Origin of the sequence: Mesorhizobium sp. L2C084A000, assembly GCF_000502875.1 — a bacterium.
Classification (GTDB): domain Bacteria; phylum Pseudomonadota; class Alphaproteobacteria; order Rhizobiales; family Rhizobiaceae; genus Mesorhizobium.
Map to the genome: position 1 here is coordinate 1 of NZ_AYWX01000015.1, position 23646 is coordinate 23646.

Annotated in this window: 20 protein-coding genes and 1 pseudogene; 9 read left to right on the forward strand and 12 right to left on the reverse strand. The window is 64.4% G+C overall.

From position 1 onward, the window contains the following. Positions 1-190: 190 nt before the first annotated feature. From X735_RS140790 to X735_RS140780, 3 genes are all read right to left on the reverse strand, one after another. Positions 191-1354 (reverse strand): ABC transporter substrate-binding protein, encoded by a 1164-nt coding sequence (locus X735_RS140790; protein WP_023813384.1) that lies wholly within the window; start codon positions 1352-1354, stop codon positions 191-193. 68 nt (positions 1355-1422) lie between these two features. Further along, positions 1423-2277, reverse strand: coding sequence for an ABC transporter permease (locus X735_RS140785; protein ID WP_023813385.1), 855 nt, complete (start codon positions 2275-2277; stop codon positions 1423-1425). Continuing rightward, on the reverse strand, positions 2274-3101 hold the full coding sequence (locus tag X735_RS140780; RefSeq protein ID WP_023813386.1) for an ABC transporter ATP-binding protein: 828 nt from the start codon (positions 3099-3101) through the stop codon (positions 2274-2276). The genes X735_RS140785 and X735_RS140780 overlap by 4 nt, the downstream gene beginning before the upstream one ends. 336 nt (positions 3102-3437) lie before the next feature. Between X735_RS140780 and X735_RS140775 the strand changes: the two genes are divergently transcribed. Next, positions 3438-4382, forward strand: coding sequence for a MurR/RpiR family transcriptional regulator (locus X735_RS140775; protein WP_023813387.1), 945 nt, complete (start codon positions 3438-3440; stop codon positions 4380-4382). A 186-nt stretch (positions 4383-4568) separates the two neighbouring features. Then, entirely contained in the window at positions 4569-6383 is a 1815-nt protein-coding gene (locus X735_RS140770) for an NAD(P)/FAD-dependent oxidoreductase (protein WP_023813388.1), read from the forward strand. Positions 6384-6617: 234 nt separating this feature from the next. On the opposite strand, the gene X735_RS140765 is transcribed toward X735_RS140770, so the two are convergent. Further along, entirely contained in the window at positions 6618-7850 is a 1233-nt protein-coding gene (locus tag X735_RS140765) for an amidohydrolase/deacetylase family metallohydrolase (RefSeq protein ID WP_023813389.1), read from the reverse strand. 29 nt (positions 7851-7879) lie between these two features. After that, positions 7880-8245 (reverse strand): RidA family protein, encoded by a 366-nt coding sequence (locus tag X735_RS140760; protein WP_013528752.1) that lies wholly within the window; start codon positions 8243-8245, stop codon positions 7880-7882. A gap of 219 nt (positions 8246-8464) precedes the next feature. Between X735_RS140760 and X735_RS140755 the strand changes: the two genes are divergently transcribed. The 4 genes from X735_RS140755 (at position 8465) to X735_RS140740 (ending at position 12485) form a co-directional block, all read left to right on the forward strand. Then, positions 8465-8950 (forward strand): hypothetical protein, encoded by a 486-nt coding sequence (locus X735_RS140755; RefSeq protein WP_023813391.1) that lies wholly within the window; start codon positions 8465-8467, stop codon positions 8948-8950. Between the two features lie 265 nt (positions 8951-9215). Further along, positions 9216-10007, forward strand: a complete 792-nt coding sequence (locus X735_RS140750; protein ID WP_023813393.1) for a membrane protein — start codon at positions 9216-9218, stop codon at positions 10005-10007. A gap of 430 nt (positions 10008-10437) precedes the next feature. Beyond that, complete coding sequence (locus tag X735_RS140745; RefSeq protein ID WP_023813394.1) at positions 10438-11115, forward strand: winged helix-turn-helix domain-containing protein; 678 nt, start codon at positions 10438-10440, stop codon at positions 11113-11115. Beyond that, on the forward strand, positions 11112-12485 hold the full coding sequence (locus tag X735_RS140740) for a HAMP domain-containing sensor histidine kinase (protein WP_023813395.1): 1374 nt from the start codon (positions 11112-11114) through the stop codon (positions 12483-12485). Before X735_RS140745 ends, X735_RS140740 begins: the two co-directional genes overlap by 4 nt. 223 nt (positions 12486-12708) lie before the next feature. Here the strand turns inward: X735_RS140740 and X735_RS140735 are convergent, their stop codons facing one another. After that, the gene (locus X735_RS140735) at positions 12709-13137 is read right to left on the reverse strand and encodes an Lrp/AsnC family transcriptional regulator (protein WP_023813397.1); all 429 of its coding nucleotides are present in this window, start codon (positions 13135-13137) and stop codon (positions 12709-12711) included. Positions 13138-13253: 116 nt separating this feature from the next. Here X735_RS140735 and X735_RS140730 point away from each other — a divergent pair, with 116 nt between their 5' ends. Further along, positions 13254-14357 carry a saccharopine dehydrogenase family protein gene (locus tag X735_RS140730; protein WP_023813398.1) on the forward strand — a complete coding sequence of 368 codons (1104 nt, stop codon included), beginning with the start codon at positions 13254-13256 and terminating at the stop codon, positions 14355-14357. A 159-nt stretch (positions 14358-14516) separates the two neighbouring features. On the opposite strand, the gene lpdA is transcribed toward X735_RS140730, so the two are convergent. From lpdA to X735_RS140710, 4 genes are all read right to left on the reverse strand, one after another. After that, positions 14517-15914, reverse strand: a complete 1398-nt coding sequence (gene lpdA / locus X735_RS140725; RefSeq protein WP_023813399.1) for a dihydrolipoyl dehydrogenase — start codon at positions 15912-15914, stop codon at positions 14517-14519. A gap of 198 nt (positions 15915-16112) precedes the next feature. Next, a complete protein-coding gene (locus X735_RS140720; protein ID WP_023813400.1) occupies positions 16113-17504 on the reverse strand; it encodes a dihydrolipoamide acetyltransferase family protein in 1392 nt (463 codons plus the stop codon). Position 17505: 1 nt separating this feature from the next. Continuing rightward, complete coding sequence (locus X735_RS140715; protein WP_027162844.1) at positions 17506-18519, reverse strand: alpha-ketoacid dehydrogenase subunit beta; 1014 nt, start codon at positions 18517-18519, stop codon at positions 17506-17508. Positions 18520-18522: 3 nt separating this feature from the next. After that, positions 18523-19755: a 3-methyl-2-oxobutanoate dehydrogenase (2-methylpropanoyl-transferring) subunit alpha gene (locus tag X735_RS140710; RefSeq protein WP_023813402.1), complete on the reverse strand. Its 1233-nt coding sequence runs from the start codon at positions 19753-19755 to the stop codon at positions 18523-18525. A 502-nt stretch (positions 19756-20257) separates the two neighbouring features. On the opposite strand from X735_RS140710, the gene holA reads away from it, so the two are divergent. Further along, positions 20258-21301 (forward strand): DNA polymerase III subunit delta, encoded by a 1044-nt coding sequence (holA, locus tag X735_RS140705; RefSeq protein ID WP_023813404.1) that lies wholly within the window; start codon positions 20258-20260, stop codon positions 21299-21301. 245 nt (positions 21302-21546) lie between these two features. Beyond that, positions 21547-21630, forward strand: a pseudogene (locus tag X735_RS1000000168080) (Lrp/AsnC family transcriptional regulator); the annotation flags it as partial. Positions 21631-21873: 243 nt separating this feature from the next. Here the strand turns inward: X735_RS1000000168080 and X735_RS140700 are convergent. Both X735_RS140700 and X735_RS140695 read right to left on the reverse strand, forming a co-directional pair. Then, positions 21874-22764, reverse strand: coding sequence for a ParB/RepB/Spo0J family partition protein (locus X735_RS140700; RefSeq protein WP_023813405.1), 891 nt, complete (start codon positions 22762-22764; stop codon positions 21874-21876). Positions 22765-22833: 69 nt separating this feature from the next. Further along, positions 22834-23634, reverse strand: a complete 801-nt coding sequence (locus X735_RS140695; protein ID WP_013528736.1) for a ParA family protein — start codon at positions 23632-23634, stop codon at positions 22834-22836. Positions 23635-23646: the final 12 nt, after the last annotated feature.

Here is a 23646-nt window from a genome sequence, read left to right on the forward strand (position 1 = left end):
GGAGTTCAGACGTGTGCTCTTCCGATCTTGAAAACTCCTGGTCATCCTCAATGCAAAAGCACGCGATGCGCGCAACGAGTTCGTAATTGCAACTTGACACCCCAGATAGTCGCTCTCCCCCCTCCGGAGGGAGAGGAAAGGAGCCCGGCAGGGCAATGAGGGGCGGCGCCGGCATGATCCGTTTGCGCCCCTACTTGATCGCCGAATCGAACAGATGTGCCTTGATCTTCTCGACATCGAGCGCGGCAAAGCCTTCCGACAGCTTGTATCCGTCGGCATCGGCCTTGACCTTGGCCTTGTCGAAATCATTGGCCGGACCGATCAGGTCGTTGGTGCAGACATCCTCGGCCTTCACCGGGGCGGTGATCTGGCCGATCTTGTGGATCTCGTCGAAAAAGCCCTGCCAGCTCGCCATGTCGTGCGAGCCCCAGCCGCCGCGCTTGTCCATGTCGCCACGGAAGACATTGATCTGCTGCAGGATCGAGGTGGTGCCGAGCTCGGGCCCGAGATTCTTGGCCAGCGTCGGGAACTGCTCGAACACCGCTTCGACCGCCGCGCGGGGATTCTGGTAGCCGAATTCGAGGCCCATCGCCCAGCCGCGCAGATACTTTTCCAGCAACGCCTTCTTGTCGGCATCCTCGAGGTCGGCGGCGCGCACGACGAAGGTGTTGGCCGGCAGCTTGGAATTCTGCACGCCGAGCCAGTATTCGAAGTCGAGCCCCTTGGCGATCCATTCGGCACGCAGCCCTTCCCATGCCAAAGCGGCGTCGCCCTGGCCGCCGGCCAGCGCCGTGCCCCAGGTCGGCCAGCCGGCCTCGACATATTTCACCTTCTTGATGTCGACGCCTTGTGCGGCCAGCAGCGGGTCGGTGATCGACTGCCAGGCGGCGGAGCCGAGCAGGATGGTCTTGCCTTCCAGCTTCTTCAGATCGTTCGACCCCTCGCCCTTGCGGAAGGCGATGCTGAACGTGTCGCGGGCGCCCATGTGGAACACCGACTTCAGCTTCATGCCGTTCTGGATGGCGAAGGAGAACACGCCGGGCGACGGGAAGCCCATATCCGCCTGGCCGACATCGACGAACTTCACCGTCGCGGTGCCGTCCGACGGCCCCGGCTGCATGTCGGTGTCCAGCCCATCGAAATAGCCGGCCTTCTTGGCCGCCCAGTAGGGATAGTCGTCGAGCACTTCGAGCGTGCCGCGCGGCGAGATCCAGGTGAATTTTCCGTAGGGTTCGGCCCTGGCCTTGAGGCCGGTGGCGCCGAGCGCCGTGGCGGTCACCAGCCCAGCGCCGGTCACCTGCAGGAAAGTGCGGCGGCTGATCCCCGCCGGATTAATCGAGATTTTTTTGGTCATGGCATTCCCCTTTTTTGTTTGATTTCGGTCTCTTGCCGCCCGCCTCCCGGGCGTTCATATCCTTGTGTTCAAGCCTCCCAGCTCGCCCACTTCTTGCCGATCAGGAAGAACAGCACGTAGATCAGGATGCCGAGCGTCGACAGGATCAGCACCACGGCGAAGAACTGCGGCATCTGGATCATCGACGAATAGGTCGTCAGCCGGTTGCCGAGGCCGAAACCGCCGCCGACCATTTCGGCGCCGACCGCTGTCAGCAGGCCGAAGATGGCGCCGATCATCAGCCCGACCAGGATCATCGGCAGCGCCATCGGCGCGCGGATCTTCCAGAATATCTGCAAGGTGCTGGCGCCATAGGAGCGCGCCAGCGCGATCTTGGCGCTGTCGACGCGGCGAAAGCCGGTCGCGGCATTGATCATCACCATCGGCCCGGCGGCCAGCGCCACCGCGATGATGCGCGGCGTGTAGCCGAAGCCGAAGCGCAGGATCAGAAGCGGCACCAGTGCCAGCATCGGCGTGGTGACCAAGAGCAGGATGTAAGGCGCGACGATCTTCTCGGCGAACGGGAACTGGGTGATGACCGCGGCCAGGATGAGGCCGATGACGGCGCCGATGGCGAAACCGGACACCAGCTCGACCAGCGTGTAGCCGAGATGCGGCGCGATCAGCGGAAACTCGTCGAACAGCGCATAGGCGATCGAGCTTGGCGGCGGCATGATGTAGAGCGGCACATGAAACAGCCGCAGCGCCAGTTCGATGCCGCCGATGATGATCACCGCCACGGCAAGAATGGCCGCCACCTCCTTGCCCGACTTGATGCCGGGGCCGCTGGCGAAGGCCGACAGATTGGTCAGGCTGACCTCATGGCCGTCGCCCGACTTGGCACCAGACTTGGACTTGGAGAATTCCGGGATCGTGTCGCTCACGGCCTGATCCTCACGATCTCGGCGCTCGGGCGCTCCGGCGCTTTTGGCCGCGTGCGTTCGCCGACAATGTCCATCTTGATACGGTTGGTGAGGTCGAAGACCTCTTTCGTCGCCATGATCTCCAGCGAGCGCGGCCGGGGAAACGGCACGCGATACTCCTTGGCGACGCGGCCAGGCCGGGCGCTCAGCACCACGACCCGGTCGGAGAGGAAGATCGCCTCCTCGATCGAGTGGGTGATGAAGACGATGGTTGTCTTGGTGTCGAGCCAGATCTCCTCGACCAGCCGGTTCATCTCCTCGCGGGTAAAACTGTCGAGCGCGCCGAACGGCTCGTCCATCAAAAGCACCGAGGGCTTCAGCGCCAGCGCCCGCACGATCGCCGCGCGCTGCTGCATGCCGCCCGACAGTTCGCGCGGAAATTTGCCGCCGAAGCCGTCGAGCCCGACCCGGTTGAGCAGATGCGCGATCCACGCCCGGTCCGGCTTCTCGCCCTTGATCTCGAAGGGAAAGCGGATGTTGGCATCGAGATTGCGCCACGGCAGAAGGTTCGCTTCCTGGAAAACGATGCCGATATCGGGATGCGGACCGGTGATGGCCTTGCCGTCGAGCCGGATCTCGCCGCTGGTCAGGCTGTGCAGGCCCGACATCGACCACAAGAGCGTGGTCTTGCCGCAACCGGAAGGACCGACGATCGAGACGATTTCGTTGGCGCTGACATCGAGGCTGCAACGGTCCAGCGCCAGCAGGTCGCCGGAGGCCGTGTGATAGATCTTGGTCGCGGCCTGCACGCCAAGCTTCGGCTTTTTTGCATCGCCCGTGTTCATCTGCCCCCCGGGAAGATTGCGCGATGATCCATTGGCTCATCCCCAGCGAAAATCAGTCTGTAACTATCCTACTTTCCTGTCAAGCGCCGACGATGGCAGCCGTACCACGAAAATCGGTTAGTATGCCTATCTATTTGTTTTAACATCAGTTTTACAACCTTGAAATGCATGTTGCTTTCCTACATACTCGGAACTGACACGTATCGGAGAGGAACGGAGGAAGGTGAGCTTTACCCAACGACACGCTGCGGTTGCGATGCGGCCGGGCACGTGGAGCCAGGGCGTGCAAACATGCTAAGACGGCGGCCTCGCAACCCAGGGAAAGACCAGGACCCCATGACCGAAGCTGGCAGCCAGGACGAGCCTGTTCCAGACCAGGATGCCGAGGGGCGCGATCCTGTCCGGCGCATTCCCGACATCATCTCGCTGGTCAAGGATTCCTACAGCGAATTGCGCCCGGCCGAACGGCGTGTCGCCGATGTCGTGCTCGACGACGTCAAATATGCCGTCGACGCGTCCAACGCCGCCCTTGCCCAGCGCGCCGGGGTCAGCGAACCGACGGTGACCCGGTTCTGCCGCGCCATCGGCTGCGAGGGTGTGCGTGACTTCAAGCTGAAGCTGGCGCAGAGCCTCGTCGTCGGCGCGCTCTATCTGGCCAAGTCGCCCTCCGTCAGCAATGACAATGGCATGCCGTTCTGGAACGCCGTGTTCGGCGAGGCGCGCCAGGCGCTGCAGGAGGCCGAGCGGCAGCTCGACCCGGCGCAGCTGCAGAAAGCCGCCGAGCTGATCGCCAAGGCGCGCCAGGTTACGGTCTTCGGCCTCGGCGGCAGCTCCTCGGCGCTGGCGCAGGAAACCCAATACCGGCTGTTCCGCTACGGCATCACAGTCAGCGCCCAGTGCGACCCCTATCTGATGCGCATGACCGCCTCGACGCTCAAGCCGGGCGATCTGGTGATCGCCATTTCGGCGACGGGACGCACCCGCGAGGTGATCGAGGCCGTCGAGCTCGCCAAGCATTACCGCGCCAACGCGATCGCCGTGACCGCGCCCGACACCGAACTCGCCCGCGCCTGCGACGTCAGGCTGACGGTGGCGGTGCCCGAATACCCCGACACGCTGAAGCCGACGGCCTCGCGCTTCGCCTTCCTGGCGGCGATCGACCTTCTGGCGGTGGCCTCGGCCTACAAGCTCGACGGTTCGGCCCGCGAGACGGTGCGCCGCATCAAATACAACGCCCAGATCCACCGCACCGGCAAGGAGATGGAGCCGCTCGGAGACTAGCTCCCTTCTCCCCGTTCACGGGGAGAAGGTGCCGGCAGGCGGATGAGGGGGGGCGCCGNGGCTGTAGGTTCTTCCTTCTCCCCGTTCACGGGGAGAAGGTGCCGGCAGGCGGATGAGGGGGGGCGCCGCGTTCGACAATTGAGATTTTTACGCCGTGTGCGGCGTGTTGCAGGAAGAGGGAAAGACATGCTCGAGATAGCCCCATCGAAACAGGCAGCCGCATGGCTCGGGTCCTTTGCCAAGGTACTCGAAGCGGGAGACGCGGCGGCCGCGACCAACCTGTTTGTCGATGACTGCTACTGGCGCGATCTCCTGACCTTCACCTGGAACATCACGACCATGGAAGGCCGCGAGGCAATCGCCGAAATGCTGAAAGCTGCGCTGGCGACGACCAAGCCCAGGGCATGGCAACTGACCGGCGAGGCGATCTCGGACGAGGGCACCATCGAGGCCTGGTTCAGCTTCGAAACCGCAGTGGCCAGGGGAGAGGGCATCATGCGGCTGCGCGACGGCCGCTGCTGCACGCTGTTCACGGCAATGACAGACCTGAAAGGGTTCGAGGAGCGCAAGGGCGCAGACCGGCCACTCGGCGTGCGCCACAAGGCCGATCCCCAGCGCGAGACCTGGTCGGAGGCGCGGGCGCGCGAGACGCGCGAGCTCGGCACCGAGGAACAGCCCTACTGCCTGGTCATCGGCGGCGGCCAGGGCGGCATCATGCTGGGGGCGCGGCTGCGCCAGCTCGGCGTGCCGACCATCGTCATCGAGAAGAATGCGCGGCCGGGCGATTCCTGGCGCAACCGCTACCGCACCCTCGTGCTGCACGATCCGGTCTGGTACGACCATCTGCCCTACATTCCCTTCCCCGAAAACTGGCCGGTGTTCACGCCCAAGGACAAGATGGGCGACTGGCTGGAAATGTACACGCGCGTCATGGAGCTCAACTACTGGGTCGCCACCAAATGTCTCAGCGCGTCCTATGATGAGGCCGAAAAAGTCTGGACCGTGGTGGTCGACCGCGTCGGCCGGCAGATCACGCTGAAGCCCAAGCACATCGTCTTCGCCACCGGCGCCTATGGCCCGCCACGGCGGATCGATCTGCCGGGTGCCGACCGGTTCAAGGGCGAATTGCTGCACTCCAGCCAGTATGCCAGCGGCGACAAATTCCGGGGCAGACGTGTCGCTGTCATCGGCGCGGCAAGCTCCGGCCACGATGTCTGCGTCGACCTCTGGGAAAGCGGCGCCGAGGTCACCATGATCCAGCGTTCACCGACGACGGTGGTCAAATCGAGCACGCTGATGGAAGTCGGCTTCGAGATCTTCTCGGAAGACGCACTGGCGCGCGGCATCACCACCGAGAAAGCCGACATGATCGTCGCCTCGACACCGTTCGCGCTGGTGCCCAAGGGTCAGCGGGCGCTCTACGAGGTGATCAAGGCGCGCGACGCGGCCTTCTATATCAGCCTGCGCGCCGCCGGCTTCGCCATCGATTTCGGCGACGACGAGACCGGCCTTTTGATGAAGGCCTACCGCACCGGCTCCGGCTACTACATCGATGTCGGCGCCTCCAGCCTGATCATCGACGGCGAGATCGGCGTCCGCAGCGGCGTCGCCATCAAGTCGCTGACACCGAGCGGCATTCTGTTCGAGGACGGCAGCGAACTCGCCGCCGACGCCATCATCGCCTGCACAGGCTATCAGTCGATGAACGAGACGGTGGCGGCGATCGTCTCACGTGAAGTCGCCGACAAGGTCGGCCCCTGCTGGGGATTGGGCTCTGGCGTCAAGGGCGACCCCGGCCCTTGGCAGGGCGAGCTGCGCAACATGTGGAAGCCGACCGCGCAGGAAGCGCTGTGGTTCCACGGCGGCAATCTGGCGCTGTCGCGCTTCTATTCGAAATATGTGGCGCTGCAGATCAAGGCGCGGATGGAAGGCATTGAGACGCCGGTTTTTGGGGCGGTTAGCAATTCAAGCAACGAGCGTCCTATGGATTCGTCATCCTAGGGCGAAGCAAGGAGCGAAGCGACGCGGCGCAGACCCTAGGATCCATGCCGCGCCATTCGTGCACGCGAAAGCGGACCAGAATCGGCTTTCAATGCACCAACGGCGATGAAGGGCCTATCGAACAACCATCCTGATCCGTCGCATTCTTCGGCAATGGTCACGGCATGGATCCTCGGGTCTGCGCGTCCGCTTCGCTTCCGCTCCGCCTGTGGATGACGAAGTCGCGCAGAACTTTCACTCATGCCGGTGCCCAAAGTGCCTCGCCGCCACCTCGACATGCGTGTGTGACGCCTGCGCCACGAAACGCTCGGTCTCGTTGTGATCAGCCGCCTCGTTCGGCCACCAGGTGCCGCCAATAACGATGCCTTCCGACACCAGCCTCTGGTCGGCGACCAATGACACGCCGACCGCATCGACAAAGGTGAAGCGGCCCGGGCGCTGGCGGAGCACGGCGACATCGCCGACGGTGCCCACCGCCAGCGTGCCGAGATCAGGCCGCGCGATCGCCCTCGCCGGCGCTTGCGTGGCGGCGCGCAGGACCTCGACCAGCGGCATGCCGAGCGCCAGCAGCTTCGACATGCAGACCAGGATGTCGAAGGCCGGCCCATCGACGCAGTAGAGATGCACGTCGCTCGAGATCACGTCCGGGGCCAGCCCTTCCTCAAGCATGGCGCGGGCGACGGCGAAATCGAACGAGCCCATGCCGTGGCCGATGTCGAAGATGACGCCGCGCTCGCGCGCCAGCCGCATGTCGGGCCGCACCGCGCCGGAGGCGAACACCGGCGCATTGGGAAACGGCCGGAAGCAGTGGGTGAGGATGTCACCCTTGCGCAGGCGCGGCAGCACTTCCGAGCGGCCGGGCGGCGGCTCGTCGATATGCGCCATCAGCGGCAGGCCAGCCTGGTCGGCGGCCTCCAGCGCCAGATCCACCGGGGCGATGCCGCTGGTGCCGCCGGCATGCTTGCCGGAGCGGACTTTTACGCCGACCACGACATCGCGGTGTTCACGCACCGCCGCGACCACCTCGCGCGGTTCGCACAGCCTGAGGTCGCTACACTCGCCGACCGACACCGTCTGCGAGAAGCCGAAAATGCCGGCAAAGGAAATGTTGACATAGGCCAGGATGCGGACCTTCGACCGCTCCATGACATGGCGGCGGAAGCCGAGGAAATTGCCGGCTCCCGCACTGCCCGCATCGATGAAGGTGGTGGTGCCGCTCTTGGCGGCCAGCCGGTCGGCATCGACGCCAAGCGACGTGCCGCCCCAATAGACGTGGCTGTGCAGGTCGACCAGGCCCGGCGTGACGATGCAGCCGCCGGCATCGACGATCTGCGCGGCGCTGGTCACCGGGATATCGGCATCGACAGCGGCAACGCGGCCATTGGCGATGGCGACATCGCGCGGCGCATCGATCCCGGACGCCGGATCGATCAGCCGTCCACCCTTCAGCAGGAGGTCGAATTGCATTTGGGGTCACCTCCGCTTGGTTGCTTTGCCTACAGAGGCCGGTAGGCGACCGCCTCGACCTCGATCTTGATGTCGATCATCAGCCGCGATTCGACCGTGGTGCGGGCCGGCGGGTTTTTGGGGAAGTGCCGGGCATAGACCGCGTTGAAGGCGCCGAAATCGCGCGCATCTTCCAGCCAGACCGTGGTCTTCACCACATCGTCCATGGTGCAGCCGGCCAGCGCCAGCGCGGCCTTGATGTTGGCGAGCACCTGCTCGGTCTGTTCCGATATGCCGCCCTTGACCACGATGCCGTCGCTGCCGACGGGAACCTGGCCCGAGACATAGACGAGATCGCCGGCCCGCACGGCTGGCGACAACGGCACATGCGACGTTCCAAAACACTGTTTCGGCAAGGGAAGCCTCCTCTGATGACAGGACCGGGTGCCATGGCAGCGCCCGCTTCGATCGACATTTACGCCGATCGGGGCGATCCTCATAGGGGCCTTGTTGGAAAGCAACATTCTTCGAAATCCGCGTTGCTTTATTACATGAGCGCTTGCATCGTACGCGCTGGCGGGCGACTTGGGAGCTGTAACGCACAGACGCATTTGCCAGAGCGGAGACACCCAGCAATGACTTACGACAAGAACCCGTTTCCATCAGGCGATACCGATCGCCACGCGCTCTGGGAAATGCTGGTGCGGCGCGACATCGACGCCTTCATCGGCCAGGATTGGGCCATGGTCGAGGATGATTTCGTCGCCGAGAGCTTCTTCGGCATGCATGCGCATTTCCTGCACAACGCCGACGCCTGGCGGCTGCAGTTTCCAAGGCTCGAAGTCTACCGCGACGAATGGCTGCGCCAGGCCAGGGAGACGGCGGCGACCAAATTCGCCGAGCCGCTGCGCGAGGCGCTGTTTCGCGTAACCAACATGCGCGACATCGATGTCGACGGCGACCGCGCTGTGCTGCACAAGAAATTCGACGGCTCGGTTGCCAAGGCGGACGGCAGCGTCGATCGCTTGAAATGGCAGACGCTGTATTTCTGCAGCAGGGTCGGCGGCAGCTGGAAGATCGCTGGCTTCGTCGGCTACATGCCGCATCCGCTCGGCAGCTAGAACCACCGATCACTAGAGCGCAGGTGGGTCGGGCCGAACGTGCGGCCCGGCATCGCGCCCGCCATCAGCGCGCCGTTGAACAGCGATGGCGGATGCAAGGCGCCGCATTCCATCAAACGCACCGCCAGGCATTCGCAATGCCTTTTGCGCGCCATTCTTACGAATTTGTATGCCGCCGGACAGGCCGGTGTGAACTCGTTTGCTTACGATGCGCGGGGTGGATCGCCGCCGCCCCGCCGCAACCGTCGACCTCTGGACTTCAGCCATGCTCGCGCCCAACAGGCAACAACCCGCCGCACCGAGCCACAACAGGGTTCCCGACGTCACCCTCGACTTCTGGCTGATCAAGCTGATGGCGGTCACCACCGGCGAGACCGCGGCGGATTATCTTGCCGACACAATCGGGCTTGGGCTGACCGCCACCTCGCTGATCATGACCGGCATCCTGACCACGGCCCTTGTCCTGCAGTTTACGCGGAAACGCTATGTGCCGTGGGCCTACTGGCTGGCGGTGGTGCTGATCAGCATCGTCGGCACGCTGGTGACGGACAACCTCGTCGACAATTTCGGCGTGCGCCTGCAGACGACGACCATTGCCTTCTCGGTCGCGCTCGCCGCGACGTTCGCGGTCTGGTACGCCAGCGAAAGGACGCTGTCGATCCACACCCTCTTCACCACCAGGCGCGAGATCTTTTACTGGCTGGCGATCCTCTTGACCTTCGCTCTCGGCACCGCCGCTGGCGATCTCGTCGCCGAAAGCTTCGACATGGGCTACCTCACATCGGGGCTGCTGTTCGGCGGCGTCATCGCGCTGATAGCGCTCGCCTACTGGCTGCTCAGTCTCGACGGCATCCTGGCCTTCTGGCTCGCCTATATCCTGACGCGGCCGCTCGGCGCTTCCTTCGGCGACCTGCTGTCGCGGTCGGCCAGGCATGGCGGCCTGGGTCTCGGCACCATCTTCACCAGCCTGCTCTTCCTCGGCTGCATCATTGCGCTCGTCCTGCACATGACCCTGAAGGGCGACGAGGCCGATGAGATCCTCCTGGAATCGGATTGACCTCAGCGTGTGCGTGCGCTGACCAAGTGCAGAGCAGAATGGAAGTTTTCTTCAGTAGCGATCCTTCACACCCCCCTCTGGCCTGCCGGCCATCTCCCCCGCAAGGGGGGAGATTGACTGTACCTCCGCTTTCGCCAATCCTCGAATGTTGCAAGAGTTGCAAGAGGGGTGGGGGGATCGAAGCTGCCGATCTCCCCCCTTGCGGGGGAGATGCCCGGAAGGGCAGAGGGGGGTGCTGTCCCGCGGGCGTCGGGTTCCGCATCGCTACGCGGCTCGGAGATGTCACGGCATCCCAAGGACGAAGCCAGGAAAGCTTCCGCCAATCGCGAATGTATGACGAAAGCGCCACCATACCTGCGCGTCGTGACATCCTAGGAACAAGCCCGTGCCGGTGATAGCCTCTCCATCTCGGCAACGGACCGGACCTTTCATGCGACTGCTTCTCGTCGAGGACGACCACAGGACGGCCGCCTATATCGTCAGGGGACTGACCGAGGCCGGCCATGTCTGCGACCTCCTGCGCAACGGACATGACGCGCTGTTCGCGGCGACCCGGGGCAATTACGACGTGATCATCGCCGATCGGATGATCCCCGGCCTCGACGGCCTGTCGATGATCAAGGCGGTCCGCGCCGCCGGCGTGCGGACGCCGGCGATCTTTCTCACCTCGGTCGGCGGCATCGACGACCGCGTCGAGGGGCTCGAGGCTGGCGGCGACGACTATCTGGTCAAGCCCTTCGCCTTTTCCGAGCTTCTCGCCCGCATCAACGCGCTCGGCCGGCGGCCGGCCGCGCAGGAGCAGAAAACCGTTCTACGGGTTGCCGACCTCGAGATGGACCTGATCATGCGACGCGTCATCAGGCGGGGCCAGACGATCGACCTGCAGCCGCGGGAATTCAGCCTGCTGGAAGTGCTGATGCGCGGCGAAGGCCGTGTCATCACCCGCACCATGCTTCTGGAGCGCGTCTGGGATTTTCATTTCGATCCCAGGACCAGCGTCGTCGAGACCCATATCAGCCGGCTGCGGGCCAAGGTCGACAAGCCCTTCGAAACCCAGCTCATCCACACCGTCCGCAACACCGGCTACAGCCTGCACGCGCCGTCATGACCGGAACATGGTCCCGCCTGCTGCGCAGCACGCCGTTCCGGCTGGCCCTGACCTTCGCCTTCCTGTTCGTGCTGGCCTTCGTCCTGTCGGGCGCCATCGTCTACCAGATGATGAGCGCCGATCTTGCCGAGCGGCTCGACGACACCATCAAGGAGACCTACGCGGTGGTCGCCGCGACCTATGCCGAGAACGATCTCAAGGAGCTGGTTGAGACCGTCGGCAGCCACTCCCTGCGCAGCCTCAAGAAGGAGCAGCTGTTTTCGCTGACCGACGCGACGGGCAATCGCCTGGCCGGCAACTTCACCGCGGCAGGGCTCCCCGACGGCTTCTCGATGTTCGACACCGAAATGCCCGGCGTGCCGCCCGGCGCCGAGTACCGCGCCTATTCCGGTCCGGTCGGCGGCAACACCCTGACCGTCGCCTTCAGCCTTTCCGAGACGGAGGAGCTGGAGAGGATCGTGCTGATGAGCTTTGGCTGGGGAACCCTGATCATCACCGGGCTGGCGGTCGCCGGCGGCGCCCTGCTGGCCTCGCGGGTCCAGCGCCGTCTCGACGGCATCGCCGCCACCATGGTGGATGTCTCGCACGGACGGCTGGACACCCGCATTCCGCTGACCGGCAAGGGCGACGACATCGACATCGTCTCCAGCCAGGTCAATGCCGCGCTCGATCGCCTGTCGGCACTGGTCGAAGGCATGAAACAGGTCAGCGCCAACATCGCCCACGACCTGAAGACGCCGCTCAACCGGTTGCAGATGATCCTCGACACCGCATCGGAAAAGAATCTGTCGGGCCAGAAGATCGCGGCTGAGCTGGCCGAAGCGCATGCCGAGAGCCTACAGATCAACGAGACCTTCGATGCGCTGCTGCGCATCGCCCAGATCGAGGCCGGCGCGCGCCGGGCGCGGTTCACCGATGTCGATCTGGGCGAGGTGCTGCAGACCATCGCCGAGATCTATGCCGATGTTGCCGAGGACGACGGAAAGTCGCTGTCGTTGGCGCAACCACAGGAAACGACGGACCGGATCCATGGCGATCGCGAGCTGTTGACGCAGATGTTCGCCAATCTGGTCGAGAACGCGCTGCGCCATTGTCCATCGGGCACGACGATAAAGCTGTCGGCGACGCGCCAGGGCGAACGCGTCGTTGCCGGTGTCGCCGACAACGGTCCCGGCATTCCCACCGACGAACATGAAAAAGTGTTTCAGCGGCTTTATCGGCTGGACCATAGCCGGTCGACATCCGGCAGCGGGCTGGGTCTCAGCCTTGTCAGGGCCATCGCCGACCTGCATGGCGCGTCGATTACGCTTGAGGATTGTCGGCCTGGCCTTGAGGTGGCGGTGAGCTTTCCGCCGGCGCTGGATTGGTAGGCGAAATGAACCATTCGTCCAATGCCTGAGGTAAGGAAATTGGCGAAAGCCGAAGTGACGGCCAATCTCCCCCCTTGCGGGGGAGATGCCTGGCAAGGCAGAGGGGGGTGCTGTCCCGCCGACCTGTCGATCTGTCACACGGCGCAGATGGCCGAGGCTAGCGCCTGAGCACCCCCCTCTGGCCTGCCGGCCATCTCCCCCGCAAGGGGGGAGATCAGCAGCTTCACCTATCTATCCGCGTCGACAGGATGATCGACGACAAAGTCCGCTCGACTCCGTCCATGGCGCCGATCTGGTCGAGCAGCATGTCGAGGTCGCGGATCGACGGCGCGTCGACGATGACGATCATATCGAAATTGCCGCTGACCGAATGCAGCGTCCTGACCGTCGCCAGGCCGCGCAGGGCGCGCACCACCTTGTCGGCGAGCTTGGGCGTCACGGTGAGCAGCACATGTGCCCGCACCAGCCCCTGCTCGTAGTCCGGCGCCAGCCGCACGCCATAGCCTGATATGATGCCGCGCTGCTCCAGCCGTTCGATCCGGCTCTGTACCGTGGTCCGCGAGACGCCAAGCCGCCGCGCCAGCTCGGCGGTCGAGGCGCGCGCATTCTCGCGCAGCAGGGAAAGCAGGGCTTGTTCGGCGTCACTGAGCATTTCGACGATTCTTCTCGGCAGACTAGCCAAATAGATGGTTTCGTTTCGAACAAAACCACGCTTCCATTCGACGGGCAAGCTGCGAATCTGGGCTTACAATCAGTGAGGGATCGGTCATGAAGAAAATTGTCGTTGTCGGCGCCGGAAAGATCGGCTCGACCATTGCCGAGATGCTCGCCGCCACGGGGGATTATCAGGTCACGCTCGTCGACCGCTCGGCAGCACAGCTCGCTTCCGCCGAACTGCCGGCCACGGTCGCGACGCTGGAGCTCGACATCGAGGCATCCGGCACGCTGGAAGCCGCCCTCGCCGGCAAATTCGCGGTGCTCAGCGCCGCTCCCTTCCATCTGACCACCCGCATCGCCGAGGCAGCGGCCAGTGCCGGCGTGCACTATCTCGACCTGACCGAGGATGTCGTCTCGACCCGCCGCGTCAAGGAATTGGCGCGCTCCGGCAGAAACGCCTTCATTCCGCAATGCGGCCTGGCGCCGGGCTTCATCTCGATCGTCGCCAACGATCTCGCCAGCCGATTCGACACGCTCGAAAGCGTGCGCATGCGCGTCGGCGCTTTGCCGCAATACCCGTCCAATGCGTTGAACTACAATCTGACCTGGAGCACCGACGGCGTCATCAACGAATATTGCGAGCCCTGCGAGGCGATCGTCGAGGGCGAACTGGTCGAGGTGCCGCCGCTGGAGGAGCGCGAGGAATTCTCACTCGACGGCGTCACTTACGAAGCCTTCAACACCTCCGGTGGGCTCGGCACGCTGGCCGAGACGCTGAAGGGCAGAGTGCGCACGCTGAACTACCGCACCATCCGCTATCCCGGCCACGCCGCGATCATGAAGGCGCTGCTCAACGACCTTGGCCTGCGCCACCGCCGTGACGTGCTGAAAGACATTTTCGAGAGCGCCCTGCCGGCAACGCTGCAGGACGTGGTCATCGTCTTCGTCACCGTCTCGGGCCGCAAGAACGGCCGCCTGCTGCAGGAGACCTACGCCAACAAGATCTACTCGAAGCGTATCGGCGACCAGGTGCGCAGCGCCATCCAGATCACCACGGCGTCCGGCATCTGCGCCGTGCTCGATATGCTGGCCGACGGCAGCCTGCCGGCGACCGGCTTCGTCAAGCAGGAAGACATCGCGCTCGACGCATTCCTAGCCAACCGCTTCGGCCGCGCCTATGCCCAGCACGAGATGGTGAGCCGGCTGGCGAGCTGAAGTTCTTCACCCTCCCCCTTGTGGGGAGGGTCGGCTCGCATGCGTAGCGAAGCGTAGACTGCGAGACGGGGTGGGGTGAGCGCTGACGGTCGGCGAGGACCCCCACCCCGCTCCGCTTCGCGGATCGACCCTCCCCACAAGGGGGAGGGCAAGCATCCCTCAAATATGCAGCGCGTGCCCCAGCGCCTTGAGCGCCGCTTCCTGGAACCCTTCGCCCTGCGTCGGATGCGCATGGATCGTGCCGGCAATGTCCTCCAGCCGCGCGCCCATCTCCAGCGCCAGCCCGAATGACGCCGCCAGTTCCGACACACCTTTCCCGACCGCCTGGATGCCAAGCACCAGATGGTTGTCGGCCCGCGCCACCACGCGGACGAAGCCGTCTTCGCCCAGCTTCGTCATCGCCCGGCCATTGGCGGCGAACGGGAACATGCCGATCTTGATCTCGCCGCCCAGAGCCCTGGCCTCTTCCGGTGAAAGACCAGCGGTGACGAGTTCCGGATCGGTGAAGCAAACGGCGGGAATGGCGCGCTTGTCCCAGTTGCGCTTGTGACCGGCGATGATCTCGGCGACCATCTCGCCCTGGGCCATCGCCCGGTGCGCCAGCATCGGCTCACCGGTGACGTCACCGATGGCAAAGATGCCGCGCATCGAGGTGCGGCACTGCTCGTCGATGCGGATGAATTTTCCAGCCATATCAAGGTCGATCTGGTCGAGCCCCCAGCCTTCGGTCACCGGCTTGCGGCCGACCGTCACCAGGATTTTTTCGGCGGCGACCTTGGCGCTCTTGCCGTCGGATGTCTCGATCAGCAGCGCGTCGCCTTTGGTCGACAGCCCCTTGGCCTTTGCACCCAGCATCACCTCGATGCCGAGTGCGTTGAGCCGCTTGACCACCGGCCGGGTGAGTTCCGCATCATATTGCGCCAGCACGCGCGGCAACGCCTCGACCACGGTCACTTTGGCGCCCATTTTGGCGAAGGCCATGCCGAGTTCCAGGCCGATATAGCCGCCACCGACGACCGCGAGTTTTTTCGGCACATCGCTGAGCGCCAACGCCTCCGTGGAGGAAATCACCGGACCGCCAAAGGGCAGGAACGGCAGTTCGACCGGGGTCGAGCCGGTGGCGATGACGATCGCCTCGGCGCGGATGACTTGGCTTCCCGTCTCAGTCTCGACCTCCACAGTCTTGCCGTCGCGAAAGCTCGCCCAGCCATGCACGGTCTTCACGCCTGCCTTCTTGAGCAGGCCGGCGACGCCGCTGTTGAGCCGGCTCACGATGCCGTCCTTCCAGGCGATCGTCTTAGCCAGGTCGAGCGTCGGTGCGGTGAGCGAAATGCCAAGCGGGCTCTTGCCGCCTTCCATGTGCGAGACCCTCTCGAACTCTTCCGCCGCATGGATCAGCGCCTTGGATGGGATGCAGCCGACATTGAGGCAGGTGCCGCCCGGTTTGCCGGCCTCGACGATTACCGTATCGACGCCGAGCTGTCCCGCGCGGATGGCGCAGACATAGCCACCGGGCCCGGCGCCGATAACGAGCAGCTTGCAGGAGATTTCTTTCATGACGGCACGCTCTCTATGGTGACGAAGGCCCCCTCATCCGACCGCTTCGCGGCCACCTTCTCCCCGCTGGGGAGAAGAGACTGGCGCCTGCGCTGACGACCTCCTCTCCCCTCGGGGAGAGGTCGGATTGCCCCGAATTGCCTTTGCAATTCGGCTGGCAATCCGGGTGAGGGGGCCTTTGCGACGGTTCTCATCCCCTCAATCCACGAAAATCAGCGCCGGTGTTTCCAGCAGCGTCTTTATCCGCTGGATGAACACCGCCGCGTCCCAGCCGTCGATGACGCGATGGTCGAAGCTCGACGACAGGTTCATCATCTTGCGCGGCATGAACTGGGTGCCGTCCCACACCGGCCGCACCATCATCTTGTTGACGCCGATGATCGCCACTTCCGGATGGTTGATGACCGGTGTCGTCGCCACGCCGCCCATGGCGCCGAGCGAGGTGATGGTGATGGTCGAGCCGGACAGTTCGTCGCGTGTCGCCGTGCCGGACTTGGCCGCCTCGGCCAGCCTGATGACCTCGACAGCGCAATCCCAGATGTCGCGCGCCTCGGCATGCTTGACGACAGGCACCACCAGCCCCGACGGCGTCTGCGCGGCGATGCCGATATGGATGCCGCCCTGCTGGTGGATGATGCCGGCCTCGTCGTCGAACAGCGAATTGAGGTTCGGCTGGTCCGCGATCGCCTTGACCATGGCCCGCATCAGGAACGGCAGCAGGGTCAGCTTCGGCCGCTCCACGCCACCCTTACCTGGGCGCTTCTCCTTGTTGAGCGCGGCGCGCAATTCCTCCAGCGCGGTGACGTCGATCTCCTCGACATAGGTGATGTGCGGGATGCGCGATTTGGACAGCGTCATCTTCTCGGCGATCTTGCGCCGCAGCCCGACCACCTTGATGTCCTGTATCGTATCGTTGCGGGCGAGACCGGATGTCCTGGCGACCTGCGGGCCGCGCGCCAGGAACGCCTCGATATCCTCATGGCCGATGCGCCCGGCAGGGCCGCTCCCGGCAACCTGCCGGAGATCGATGCCCGCCTCTTTTGCCCGCAGACGGACGGCCGGAGAGGCCAACGGTCTTTCGCCCTCGGGACGGGGTGCGCCGGCGGGCGCGACAACTCCGGACGTCGGCGCAGTACCCCCGCCCCTAGCCCCTCCCCACAAGGGGGAGGGGGATTCTGTCTGCGCTGCTCGCACGCTTTTTGCGGAGGACTCTGATGATGGCGAAGTAGATTTTGCTCCGCCCTTGGAGGCCGTGGCGCGTCCCCCTCCCCCTTGTGAGGGGCTAGGGGTGGGGGTACTCTCAGCCGTGACTTTTGCCGGCGTCGCACCACCCGCAACATTGCCCTCGCCTGCCACCTTCAGCCGCACGATGGGCGAGCCGATCGCCACCGTGTCGCCGATCTCGGCGCCCAGCCACAGGATTTCGCCGTCGACAGGCGACGGGATTTCGACCGTCGCCTTGTCGGTCATGACGGCGGCAAGCACGGTGTCCTCGCGCACCATGTCGCCGATCTTGACGTGCCATTCGACGAGCTCGGCTTCGGCGACACCCTCGCCGACATCGGGCAGCTTGATGATGTGTTCGCCCATCTCAGGCCCCCATGGTTTCAAGCAAAGCACGGCCTACCCGGGCGGGACCGGGGAAATAGTCCCATTCCTGCGCATGCGGATAGGGCGTGTCCCAGCCGGCAACGCGAGCGACCGGCGCTTCGAGGTGATAGAAGCAGTTTTCCTGCACCAGGGCCGACAGTTCGGCGCCGAAGCCCGACGTCAGCGTCGCCTCGTGCACGATGACGCAGCGCCCGGTCTTCTTGACCGAGGCGACGATCGTGTCGAGATCGAGCGGCAAAAGGGTCCTGAGATCGATGATCTCGGCATCGATGCCGGTTTCCTCGACCGCGGCCTGCGCGACATAGACCATGGTGCCGTAGGCGAGCACTGTGAGGGCCGAGCCTGCCCGGCGGATCGCCGCTTTGCCGAGCGGGACGGTATAGTGGCCGTCGGCGACCTCGCCCAGTTCATGCTTCGACCATGGTGTCACCGGCCGATCGTGATGGCCGTCGAAGGGGCCGTTATAGAGCCGCTTCGGCTCGAGGAAGATCACCGGATCCGGATCCTCTATCGCCGCGATCAGCAGCCCCTTGGCGTCATGCGGATTGGACGGCACCACGGTCTTCAGTCCCGACACATGGGTGAACAGCGCTTCCGGGCTCTGGCTGTGCGTCTGGCCGCCAAAAATGCCGCCGCCGGTCGGCATGCGCACCACGATCGGACAGGTGAAATCGCCGTTGGAGCGGTAACGCAGCCGTGCCGCTTCCTGCGTCAGCTGGTCGTAGGCCGGATACATGTAGTCGGCAAACTGAATCTCCACGCACGGCTTCAGGCCATAGGCGGCCATGCCGATGGCCGAGCCGACAATGCCGGATTCGTTGATCGGCGCATCGAAGCAGCGGCTCTTGCCGTATTTGGCCTGCAGGCCTTGCGTGCAGCGGAATACGCCGCCGAAGAAGCCGACATCTTCGCCGAACACGACGACTTTGTCGTCGCGCCCCATCGACACGTCCATGGCATCGCGAATGGCCTCGATCATGGTCCGTCTCGGCATGGCTCAAACCCCCGCCTGCTGGCGCTGGCGTCTGAGATGCGGCGGCATCTCGGCATAGAGCCCTTCGAACATGTCGCGTGTCGACGGCTTGCCGCCGGCATGCAGCGTGCCGTGGCTTTCCGCTTCCTTCTGCGCCGCGATGACCGTGTCGAGGATTTCCGCCTCGGCCTGCGCGTGCCGCTCGTCCGACCAGACGCCGAGCGCGATGAGATGGTTCTTCAGCCGCACGATAGGGTCGCCGAGCGGCCAGGCGTCGGATTCGGTCTTTGGCCGGTAGGCCGAGGGATCGTCCGAGCTCGAATGCGCGCCGGCACGGTAGGTGACATATTCGACCAGCGTCGGCCCGAGATTGCTGCGCGCCCGCTCCGCCGCCCATTTGGCAACGGCACGCACCGCGAGATAATCATTACCGTCGACGCGCAGCGACGGGATGCCGAAGCCAAGGCCTCTCGCCGCGAAGGTGCCCGAGCCGCCGCGTGCGATGCCTTGAAAGGTCGAGATCGCCCACTGGTTGTTGACGACGTTGAGCACGACGGGCGCCTTGTAGGTGGAGGCGAACACCAGCGCCGAGTGGAAATCGGATTCGGCCGTCGAGCCGTCGCCGATCCACGCGGCTGCGATGCGCGAATCGTTCGATATCGCCGAGGCCATCGCCCAGCCGACCGCCTGGATGTACTGCGTCGCCAGATTGCCGGAGATCGAGAAGAAGCCGTGCTCCTTCGACGAATACATGACCGGCAATTGCCGGCCCTTCAGTGGGTCGGCCTCGTTGGAATAGATCTGGTTCATCATCGTGACCATCGGATAGCCGTCGGCGATGAGCAGCCCTGCCTGGCGATAGGTCGGAAAATTCATATCGCCCGGCGCCAGCGCCTTGCGGAAGGCGCAAGCCACCGCCTCTTCGCCCAGATGCTGCATGTAGAACGAGGTCTTGCCCTGCCGCTGCGCCATCTGCATGCGCGCGTCGAAGGTCCGCAGTGTCATCATGTGGCGCAGGCCGGTGAGAAGCTCATCGCTGGACAGCAGCCCGGCCCAGGGGCCGACGGCTTCGCCATTCCGGTTCAGCACGCGGATGATCGAGAAGGCATGATCGCGGATGATCCGCGGATCGACATCGATTTCGGGGCGCGGCACCGAGCCGGCCTTGGGGATCGGCACATTGGAAAAGTCAGGCGTCCCGCCCGGCCGCACTTCCGGCTCCGGAACGTGGAAACGCAACATCCCAGCATCGGCCATGACGTCTGTCCTCCAATGTTGCCTGGTGCCGATATTTGCATATCTGCGCCGCCAGGCCAGTGCGAATTCGTCGGGGTAGCCTGCGGACGTCGGTCCCGGCCGCGCCGGCCGATCCAGCCTCCCCAGAACCAAGATGAAGATATGTCGACGAAATTTCTTGTCGATGTTGGGGGACGGCGCGCAATTAGGGAGAAGGTTGTGCCGGGTTTCGGGTCAGATAAGGCGATTTAGGTGCCGGCATCGAAGCTGCCAATCTCCCCCTTGGTGGGGGAGATGCCCGGCAGGGCAGAGGGGGGGCGTGAAGGATTGCTAACCTCGTCGCTTTACAAGTTCAGTAGAAAACAAGCTTGAGGGCGCATTCTTGATCGACCGAGAAGTCGGCGGGACAGCGCGCCCCCTCTGTCCTGCCGGACATCTCCCCCACAAGGAGGGAGATTATGCTCTTCACCGTTTGCACCAACCTCCATTCACCCCGCCCCCGCATCATGCTAACCAACCCGCCATGGCACAGAAGAAAGCTTACGAGGTCGATGGGTGGTTGGCGCGGCCGGACCAGAGCATCTCGATCGTCCTGCTTTACGGTCCCGACCGCGGCCTCGTCTCCGAGCGGGCGAAGGCGTTTGCCGGCAAGACCGGCCTGCCGCTCGACGATCCGTTTTCGGTGGTCAGGCTGGAGGGTTCGGAGGTCGACCGTGACGAGGGCCGGCTGCTCGACGAGGCCCGCACCGTGCCGATGTTTTCCGACCGGCGGCTGCTATGGGTGCGCAATGCCAGCGGCCAGAAGGCATTGGCCGACGACGTCAAGGCGCTGACGGCGGAGCCCGCGCGCGATGCCATCATTCTCATCGAGGCCGGCGATCTCAAGAAGGGTGTCGGCCTGCGCGCCATCGTCGAGGCGGCGGACAGTGCCATGGCGCTGCCGTGCTATGGCGATGAGGCGCGTGACATCGACGGCGTCATCGACGCCGAATTGAGCAAGGCCGGCATGTCGATGACCATGGAGGCGAGGCAGGCGCTGCGCCGCAATCTCGGCGGCGACCGGCTGGCCTCGCGCGGCGAGATCGAAAAGCTCGTGCTCTACGCCCATGGCCAGAACGAGATCGGCCTGGAAGAGGTCAAGGCGATGTCGGGTGATGTCTCCGGCGCCTCTTTCGACGACGCGGTCGACGCGCTTCTCGAAGGCAAGGTCGGCGACTTCGATATCGCCTTCACCCGCCATTGCCAGTCCGGCGGCCAGCCCTTTCTGGTGCTGTCCTCGGCAATGCGGCAGTTGCAGCAGATCCAGACCATGCGCGGCCAGATGGAGTCCAGCAACCGCAACGCCGCCTCGGTCGTCGCCGCCGCCCGCCCGCCGGTGTTTTTCTCCAGGCGCAAGCTGGTCGAGAAGGCGCTGGAACGCTGGAACGTCGACGCGCTCAGCCGCGCGTTGACCCGGCTCCAGACGGCGGTGCTGCAGACCAGGCGGCGGCCGGATCTTTCCGTCGCATTGGCAAGGCAGGCGCTGCTCGGCATTGCCGTGGAAAGCAGCCGGCTGGCGCAAAGGTAGGAGATTGGCGATCTCCCCCTCGTGGGGGAAGATGGCTGGCAAGCCAGAGGGGGGCGCTGTCCCGCCGGCGTCTCTATTGGCTAGAATGCGCCACCTGACAGCTTGTCAGCTATTCGAAAGTGACCAAAGCTGGCGTTCCTTCACGCCCCCCTCTGCCCTACCGGCATCTCCCCACAAGTGGCAGGGCTATCGCATATGGAATTCCTGAGATGTCTGCCCGGCACGGACCCCCACCCCTAACCCCNGCCGAAAGGGTCGGCCTGTCGCAGTCGGCCTGTTCGCGCCGGCTCGACAATCTGGAGAAATCCGGAACCATCCGTGGCTATCATAAGAATTAAAGGCACGCGGCAGCGTTCCCTCCCCCTTGTGGGGAGGGTTAGGGTGGGGGTTCTTCTTCGCAAGAATCCGTATGCGATAGCCCTGCCCACGAGGGGGAGATTGGCAGCTTCGCCGCGTTCGCCAAACACAGGCGCCGCAAAGAGAAGGGCCGGCTACCGCCAGCCCTTTATGCTCTCAAGCCCGTGCCAACCAGCTCAGCTGGACCTTAAGCCAGGAGTTAATTTGCCGGCTAACTACCGATCCTGCTTCAGCCTGCGGCACAGCTCATCAAGCTGTTCCAGCGACCGGTACGAAACCCGCAGCACGCCGCCTCTGCCCTTGTGATCCACCGACACGATCATGCCGATCGTGTCGGTCAACAGTTTTTCCAGCGCCAGCGTGTCGGCGTCCTTTTCGTCAGGACTTGGCGCCGGCTTGGCTTCCCTGGCGCTGCTGGTGCCGGCCGGCATCTGCGCCAGCGCTTCGGCCTGGCGCACCGAAAGGCCCTCTTCGACGATGCGCTTGGCAAGGCCGGCCGGATCTTCCGCCGTCACCAGCGTGCGGGCATGACCCGCCGACAGCGCGCCGTCGACCAGCATGTCGCGGATCACGTCCGGCAGCTTCAAGAGCCTGAGCGTGTTGGCGACATGGCTGCGGCTCTTGCCGATCACCTGGCCGAGATCGGCCTGGGTGTAGCCGTGCTCGTCGATCAGCTGCTGATAACCAAGCGCCTCCTCGACCGCATTGAGATCGGTGCGCTGGACGTTCTCGATGATCGCCAGTTCGAGCGCGGTGCGGTCGTTGACCTCGCGGATGATGACCGGAATCTCGGACAGCCCGGCGCGCTGCGCCGCGCGCCAGCGCCGCTCGCCGGCGATGATTTCGTAGCGGCCAGCCTGTGTCGGCGAAGGCCGCGCCACCACCGGCTGGACGACGCCGTGTTCGCGGATCGACTGGGCAAGATCGGTCAGCTCGGCGTCGCCGAAATGCCGGCGCGGATTTTTTGGATTGGGGGTCAGGAACTCGATCGGCACCTTGCCGTCGGCGCTCATGCCAGGCTTTTCGGGGACTGCCGGACGATCGATCTCTCCGATCAGCGCTGCCAGCCCACGCCCCAGTCTCTTTCTTGAAAGGTCTTCGCTCATCTTTATTCCAGTTGGCTATTCCAAATCGTTTCGGTGTCGAATCGGCTCTTAGCTATGCATCCGGCCCAATCAAGCGGCGCGTAACTTGCGCTCGCGGCGGATCACTTCCGACGCCAGTTGCAGATAGGCCTGGCTGCCGGAGCACTTCAAATCATAGAGGATCGCCGGCTTGCCGTATGACGGCGCCTCGGACACCCGCACATTGCGCGGAATGACGGTCTCGTAGACCTTGTCGCCCATATGCGCCCGCACATCCTGCACCACCTGGTTGGCGAGATTGTTGCGGCCGTCATACATGGTCAGCACGATGCCCTGGATGGTGAGATCCGGATTGATCGAGCGGCGCACCTGCTCGACCGTCTCCAGCAACTGGCTGAGACCTTCGAGCGCGAAAAACTCGCATTGCAGCGGTACAAGAACAGAATCGGCCGCGGCCATTGAATTCAAAGTCAAAAGGTTGAGCGATGGTGGGCAGTCGATCAGCACATAGCCGAATGGTGCGCCGCGCTCGGTCGCAGCGCGCAGCGCATTGCGCAGCTTGAGCACCCGGTCGGGCGCGGAGGCGATCTCCATTTCGATGCCGAGCAGGTCGAGCGTCGACGGCACGATCGACAGGCCGGGCACGGCTGTGGGGATGGCCGCGGCCTCCAGCTCAAGCTCGCCGGTCAGCACGTCATAGGAGGACACCGTGCGGTCCTTGCGATCGATGCCGAGGCCGGTGCTGGCATTTCCCTGCGGATCGAGATCGACGATCAGCACCTTTTCGCCGATCGCGGCCAGCGCGGTCGCCAGATTGATGGCGGTCGTTGTCTTGCCGACACCGCCCTTCTGGTTGGCTACGGTGATGATTCGGGGGCCATTCTTCATCATGGGTCTATGCCA

What these genes read in the sequence shown, in the direction of transcription:
- X735_RS140790 (WP_023813384.1), bottom strand. Translation starts at nt 1,354, where the DNA reads ATGACCAAAAAAATCTCGATTAATCCGGCGGGGATCAGCCGCCGCACT.
- X735_RS140780 (WP_023813386.1), bottom strand. Translation starts at nt 3,101, where the DNA reads ATGAACACGGGCGATGCAAAAAAGCCGAAGCTTGGCGTGCAGGCCGCG.
- X735_RS140775 (WP_023813387.1), top strand. Translation starts at nt 3,438, where the DNA reads ATGACCGAAGCTGGCAGCCAGGACGAGCCTGTTCCAGACCAGGATGCC.
- X735_RS140770 (WP_023813388.1), top strand. Translation starts at nt 4,569, where the DNA reads ATGCTCGAGATAGCCCCATCGAAACAGGCAGCCGCATGGCTCGGGTCC.
- X735_RS140765 (WP_023813389.1), bottom strand. Translation starts at nt 7,850, where the DNA reads ATGCAATTCGACCTCCTGCTGAAGGGTGGACGGCTGATCGATCCGGCG.
- X735_RS140755 (WP_023813391.1), top strand. Translation starts at nt 8,465, where the DNA reads ATGACTTACGACAAGAACCCGTTTCCATCAGGCGATACCGATCGCCAC.
- X735_RS140750 (WP_023813393.1), top strand. Translation starts at nt 9,216, where the DNA reads ATGCTCGCGCCCAACAGGCAACAACCCGCCGCACCGAGCCACAACAGG.
- X735_RS140745 (WP_023813394.1), top strand. Translation starts at nt 10,438, where the DNA reads ATGCGACTGCTTCTCGTCGAGGACGACCACAGGACGGCCGCCTATATC.
- X735_RS140740 (WP_023813395.1), top strand. Translation starts at nt 11,112, where the DNA reads ATGACCGGAACATGGTCCCGCCTGCTGCGCAGCACGCCGTTCCGGCTG.
- X735_RS140735 (WP_023813397.1), bottom strand. Translation starts at nt 13,137, where the DNA reads ATGCTCAGTGACGCCGAACAAGCCCTGCTTTCCCTGCTGCGCGAGAAT.
- X735_RS140730 (WP_023813398.1), top strand. Translation starts at nt 13,254, where the DNA reads ATGAAGAAAATTGTCGTTGTCGGCGCCGGAAAGATCGGCTCGACCATT.
- lpdA (WP_023813399.1), bottom strand. Translation starts at nt 15,914, where the DNA reads ATGAAAGAAATCTCCTGCAAGCTGCTCGTTATCGGCGCCGGGCCCGGT.
- X735_RS140720 (WP_023813400.1), bottom strand. Translation starts at nt 17,504, where the DNA reads ATGGGCGAACACATCATCAAGCTGCCCGATGTCGGCGAGGGTGTCGCC.
- X735_RS140715 (WP_027162844.1), bottom strand. Translation starts at nt 18,519, where the DNA reads ATGCCGAGACGGACCATGATCGAGGCCATTCGCGATGCCATGGACGTG.
- X735_RS140710 (WP_023813402.1), bottom strand. Translation starts at nt 19,755, where the DNA reads ATGGCCGATGCTGGGATGTTGCGTTTCCACGTTCCGGAGCCGGAAGTG.
- holA (WP_023813404.1), top strand. Translation starts at nt 20,258, where the DNA reads ATGGCACAGAAGAAAGCTTACGAGGTCGATGGGTGGTTGGCGCGGCCG.
- X735_RS140700 (WP_023813405.1), bottom strand. Translation starts at nt 22,764, where the DNA reads ATGAGCGAAGACCTTTCAAGAAAGAGACTGGGGCGTGGGCTGGCAGCG.
- X735_RS140695 (WP_013528736.1), bottom strand. Translation starts at nt 23,634, where the DNA reads ATGATGAAGAATGGCCCCCGAATCATCACCGTAGCCAACCAGAAGGGC.